At 65.8% G+C, this 5230-nt stretch carries 6 protein-coding genes; all 6 read left to right on the plus strand.

The window, feature by feature from the left end; genetic code table 11:
- The coding region (locus RHBS_RS24120) for a glutamate-5-semialdehyde dehydrogenase (protein ID WP_128646625.1) at positions 1-1237 on the plus strand (1237 nt) is incomplete at its 5' end.
- Between the two features lie 45 nt (positions 1238-1282).
- A complete protein-coding gene (locus RHBS_RS24125) occupies positions 1283-2164 on the plus strand; it encodes a MoxR family ATPase (RefSeq protein WP_037193103.1) in 882 nt (293 codons plus the stop codon).
- 1 nt (position 2165) lies between these two features.
- A complete protein-coding gene (locus tag RHBS_RS24130; RefSeq protein ID WP_128646627.1) occupies positions 2166-3581 on the plus strand; it encodes a VWA domain-containing protein in 1416 nt (471 codons plus the stop codon).
- Positions 3582-3688: 107 nt separating this feature from the next.
- Entirely contained in the window at positions 3689-4402 is a 714-nt protein-coding gene (nadD, locus tag RHBS_RS24135) for a nicotinate-nucleotide adenylyltransferase (protein WP_237669640.1), read from the plus strand.
- Complete coding sequence (gene rsfS, locus RHBS_RS24140; protein ID WP_032394567.1) at positions 4399-4788, plus strand: ribosome silencing factor; 390 nt, start codon at positions 4399-4401, stop codon at positions 4786-4788. The genes nadD and rsfS overlap by 4 nt, the downstream gene beginning before the upstream one ends.
- Positions 4785-5230: histidine phosphatase family protein (locus RHBS_RS24145; protein ID WP_237669638.1), on the plus strand; the 446-nt coding region annotated here is incomplete at its 3' end. The genes rsfS and RHBS_RS24145, both read left to right, overlap by 4 nt.

Raw genomic sequence — 5230 nt, forward strand, 5'->3', positions numbered from 1 at the left:
CGACGAGCGAGAGAACGTGCACGCCGCTGCGCGCCGGGCGCGCACCGCATCACGCGCGCTCGCACTGCTGACAACTGCGGAGAAGGACGCCGTGCTGCATGCCGCGGCCGACGCGGTCGTTGCTGCGGCGGAGTCGGTACTCGCCGCGAATGCAGTCGACATCGAGAACGCGCGAGCGGCCGGTATTGACGAGGGGCTGCTGGACCGGCTACGGCTGACCGCGTCGCGCATCGACGGCATCGCGGCGGGGCTGCGACAGGTGGCCGGGTTACCCGATCCGATCGGCGAGATCATCCGCGGTTCGACGCTGCCCAACGGGCTCGAGATTCGGCAACTGCGGGTTCCGCTCGGCGTGGTGGGCATGGTCTACGAGGCTCGGCCCAACGTCACCGTCGACGCGTTCGGCCTCGCCTTCAAGTCCGGTAACGCGGTGCTGCTCCGCGGCTCGTCGTCTGCGGCGCAGTCCAACGCGGCCTTGGTCGAGGCGCTGCAGGGAGCGTTGCGCGGTCACGGTCTGCCCGAGGCGGCGGTGCAACTTCTGGGAAGTGCCGACCGTGCCACGGTCACCCACCTCATTCAGGCGCGCGGTCTGGTGGACGTGGTGATCCCGCGCGGTGGAGCCGGACTGATCGCTGCGGTCGTGCGCGATGCCACGGTCCCGACCATCGAGACCGGCGTCGGAAACTGCCACGTGTACATCCATGCCTCCGCCGATCCGGACACGGCCGAGAAGATCGTGCTCAACGCCAAGACCCGTCGAGTCAGCGTTTGCAACGCCGCCGAGACCGTATTGGTGGACGCTGCGATCGCCGAGACCATGGTTCCGCGGTTGCTCCAGGCTTTCCAGATGCACAGCGTCACCGTGCACGGGGACCTGCCCGGGCTCGTGCCCGCCCACGACGAGGACTGGTCGCAGGAGTACCTCTCCCTCGACATCGCGCTGAAGGTCGTCGGCGGTATCGACGAGGCAATCGAGCACATCGACCGATACGGCACCGGCCACACCGAGGCGATCGTCGCCGCCGACATCGGTGCCGCGCGCGAGTTCACCCAGCGGGTCGACGCCTCCGCGGTGATGGTCAACGCTTCCACGGCGTTCACCGACGGAGAGCAGTTCGGCTTCGGAGCCGAGATCGGCATCTCGACTCAGAAACTGCACGCGCGTGGACCCATGGGATTGCCCGAATTGACCTCGACCAAGTGGACCGTGTGGGGCGACGGACACGTCCGAGACTGACACCCTTCGCAGAACCGGCCAGACCCGATCATCAGGAGCTGTGACATGGATCGTGCCCTACCGACGACACCCCCGCTGTTCGCCAGCGTGGACGACGTCCAGAGGCGCCTGGCCGAGACGGGCTATCTGGCCGACAAGGCCACCGCCACCTCGGTGTTTCTCGCCGATCGCCTCGGCAAGCCGCTGCTGATCGAAGGTCCGGCTGGAGTGGGCAAGACCGAGCTGGCCCGTGCCGTCGCGCAGACGACCGGGGCCGAACTGGTGCGGCTGCAGTGCTACGAGGGTGTCGACGAGGCCCGCGCGTTGTACGAGTGGAACCACGCCAAGCAGATCCTGCGCATCCAGTCCGGTACCGCTGCCGATTGGGATTCGACCAAGCTGGATGTCTTCTCCGAGGAGTTCCTGCTGGCGCGGCCGCTGCTGCAGGCGATTCGCCGAACCGATCCAACGGTGCTGCTCATCGACGAGACCGACAAGGCCGACGTCGAGATCGAAGGACTGCTGCTCGAGGTACTCAGCGACTTCGCGATCACCATTCCCGAACTCGGCACGATCGTGGCCGAGCGGACGCCGTTCGTGGTGCTCACCTCCAACGCCACCCGTGAACTGTCCGAGGCCCTCAAGCGTCGCTGCCTGTTCTTGCACCTCGATTTTCCCGACGCCGACCTCGAGCGTCGGATTCTCGCCAGCAGGGTTCCCGAACTGCCCGAGGCCATCGCCGAGCAGATGATCAAGACCGTGCGGGTACTGCGCGCGATGCAGCTCAAGAAGTTGCCCTCGGTGGCCGAGACCATCGACTGGGGACGCACTCTGTTGGCGCTCGGGATGGACACCCTCGACGACGATGCGGTTCGCTCCACACTCGGTGTGGTGCTCAAGCATCAGTCGGACCAGGTCCGCGCGGCTGCCGAACTGCGGCTCAACTGACATGCAGGCCCCACACGGAATTCCCGGTCACCTCGTCGGGTTCGTCGACGCGTTGCGTCGGCGTGGAATTTCGGTGGGGCCGTCGGAGACGGTCGATGCCGGACGCGTCCTGTCGGTTCTCGACCTGCTCGATCGGGAGGCCGTGCGCGAGGGATTGGCCTGTGCGCTGCTGCGGCGGCCGACGCACCGGGGAGTGTTCGACGCCCTGTTCGACCTGTGGTTTCCGGTGGCGTCGGGCACCAGGGACTCGGGGCAGATCGATACCGCGTTGCCCCGCACCGACACCGGCGACATCGACATCGATGCCCTCCGCGAGCTGTTGGTGGATCTGCTCTCGGACGATTCGGCCGAGGCCGCGGAGTTGACCCAGATGCTGGCAGCGCAGATGGTCGAGGAACTCGGACAGTACAAGTCCTCCAACGGGCCCTCGTTCTCTGCTTATCAGGCCCTGCGCGACGTGGCGCCCGAAACGTTGCTGCGCAAGATTCTCGACGGATTGCTCGGGCGCAGCGACGACGCACCCGATCGCCCCACCGACGACTACGAGTCCGAGGTGGCCAAACGCACTGCAGCGCAACGTATCGCAGACCTACGCAAGATGGTCGAGAGCGAGACGAGGCGTCGGTCGGCAGAAAAGCTGGGCCGTGAGCGGGTCGCGAGCTACGGGGTGCCCAAGCTCGCGGAGGAAGTCGATTTCCTGCGCGCCTCGGACACGGAGATGGCGGCCCTGCGTCGCAACGTCACCCCTCTCGCCAGGCTGTTGGCGTCGCGACTTGCGGTGCGGCGCAGCCGAAGCAGGCACGGCTCCATCGATCTGCGTCGCACGCTGCGCAAGTCGATGTCCACCGGCGGCATCCCGATCGATCTGGTCGAGCGCAAGCCTCGGCGGGCACGCCCCGAACTGGTTGTGCTGTGCGATGTCTCGGGCTCGGTGGCAGGATTCAGTAACTTCACCCTGCTGTTGGTGCATGCACTGCGAGAGCAGTTCTCGCGCGTGCGCATCTTTGCGTTCATCGACTCCACCGACGAGGTCACGCAATTTTTCGATTCCGGTTCCGATCTGGGAGCCGCGATGAGTCGCATCATTCGCGAATCCGATCTCGTGACGTACGACGGGCACTCGGACTACGGCCATGCACTGACGACGTTCGACGAGAAGTACGCGCACGCGGTCACCAGTCGCAGTTCGGTGCTGATTCTCGGTGACGCCCGTACCAACTACCGCGAGCCGAAGCTGCCGGCGTTGGCGCACATCGTGTCGGTGGCCAAGCACGCGTACTGGCTCAATCCCGAACCGAAATCGCAGTGGGGTTCCGGCGATTCGGCTGCCAAGGTGTACGCCGACGTGATCGCGATGCACGAGTGCCGATCGGCTCAGCAGCTCGCCACCGTGGTCTCGCGTTTGCTGCCGGTGTGAGGCGTGTGACGACCAGCGGCACCTCGGACGTAGAATCGACGGTTGTGCAGCGCGAATCCGACTCCGGCGACAACACCGGTAGGCAGTCCGTCCGCCGTTTGGGCGTGATGGGCGGCACGTTCGACCCGATTCATCACGGGCACCTCGTCGCAGCGAGCGAAGTGGCGAACGAATTCGCTCTGGACGAGGTCATCTTCGTCCCCACCGGAAACCCGTGGCAGAAGGAAGGCAAGTCGGTCAGCCCGGCAGAGGATCGCTACCTGATGACCGTCATCGCGACGGCGTCCAACCCGCGGTTCTCGGTCAGCCGGGTGGACGTCGATCGGGAGAAGTCGACCTACACCGTCGACACTCTGCGCGATCTGCGATCGCAGCATCCCAATGCCGAGCTGTACTTCATCACCGGGGCGGACGCGCTCGAGTCGATCCTCACGTGGCAGAACTGGGAGGAGCTGTTCGAGCTCGCCAAGTTCGTCGGCGTCTCGCGTCCCGGGTTCGAGCTCGGCGTCGAACATCTCGCCAACCACCTTCGATCGTTGCCTGCGGGCACTCTCACATTGATGGAAATCCCGGCACTCGCGATATCGTCGACGGACTGTCGACTTCGAGCCGGTGAGAATCGGCCGGTCTGGTACCTCGTACCGGACGGCGTCGTGCAATACATCTCGAAGAGGAATCTCTACAGACCACGAGGCGCTCAGCGTCTCGACGGATCCGTCACCATGTCGGAACCAGCGCCCCAGAAGAAGCAACCGGCAGGGTCGGTCACCAGCGCAATGACCGAGAACCCGAGCCATACGAGTGGGAGTACACCGAAGTGACTGCAACAGCCGAAGCCGCCGAGATGGCGCGGATCGCCGCGCTCGCAGCCGACGACAAACTGGCCGGCGACGTGGTGATTCTCGACGTCTCCGATCAGCTCTACATCACCGATTGCTTCGTCATCGCCTCCGCGCCCAACGAGCGTCAGGTCAACGCGATCGTCGAGAACATCGAGGATCAGCTCCGTGAGGCCGGACACAAGCCGGTCCGCCGCGAGGGCACCAGAGAAGGCCGTTGGGCGCTGCTGGACTACTCCGACATCGTCGTGCACGTCCAGCACAACGAAGAGCGGAACTTCTACGCACTCGAGCGGTTGTGGAAGGACTGCCCGACCATCGAGGTTCCCGGTCTCGGACAGCATCCGGCTCCGGAATCGGAGCAATGATCAGACGGCTCATCCTGCTTCGGCACGGTCAGACGGAATACAACGCCACCGACCGCATGCAGGGTCAGCTCGACACCGATCTGTCCGAGCTCGGACGCAGCCAGGCGAAGACGGCCGCCGCCGAGTTGGCGACGCGTGAGCCGATCAAGATCGTGTCCTCGGATCTGCGGCGAGCGTTGGACACCGCGAACGCGCTCGGAGATGCAGCCGGTGTGGCGGTGTCGGTGGACGAGCGTCTGCGCGAGACCCATCTCGGTCAGTGGCAGGGGCTCACCCACACCGAGGTCGACCACATCGCCCCCCGGTGCGCGACCCGGCCTGGCGCGCCGACGCACCATCGCCCCACCCGGTGGGGAGAGCCGCATCGACGTCGCCCCGACGAAGCGTTCCGCTGGTTCGTGAACTCGCGGCAGGTGTCCCCCGAGTGGGGGTGCCGACGGCA

Source organism: Rhodococcus sp. BS-15 (genome assembly GCF_000813105.1).
In the GTDB taxonomy this organism is placed as follows: Bacteria; Actinomycetota; Actinomycetes; order Mycobacteriales; family Mycobacteriaceae; genus Rhodococcoides.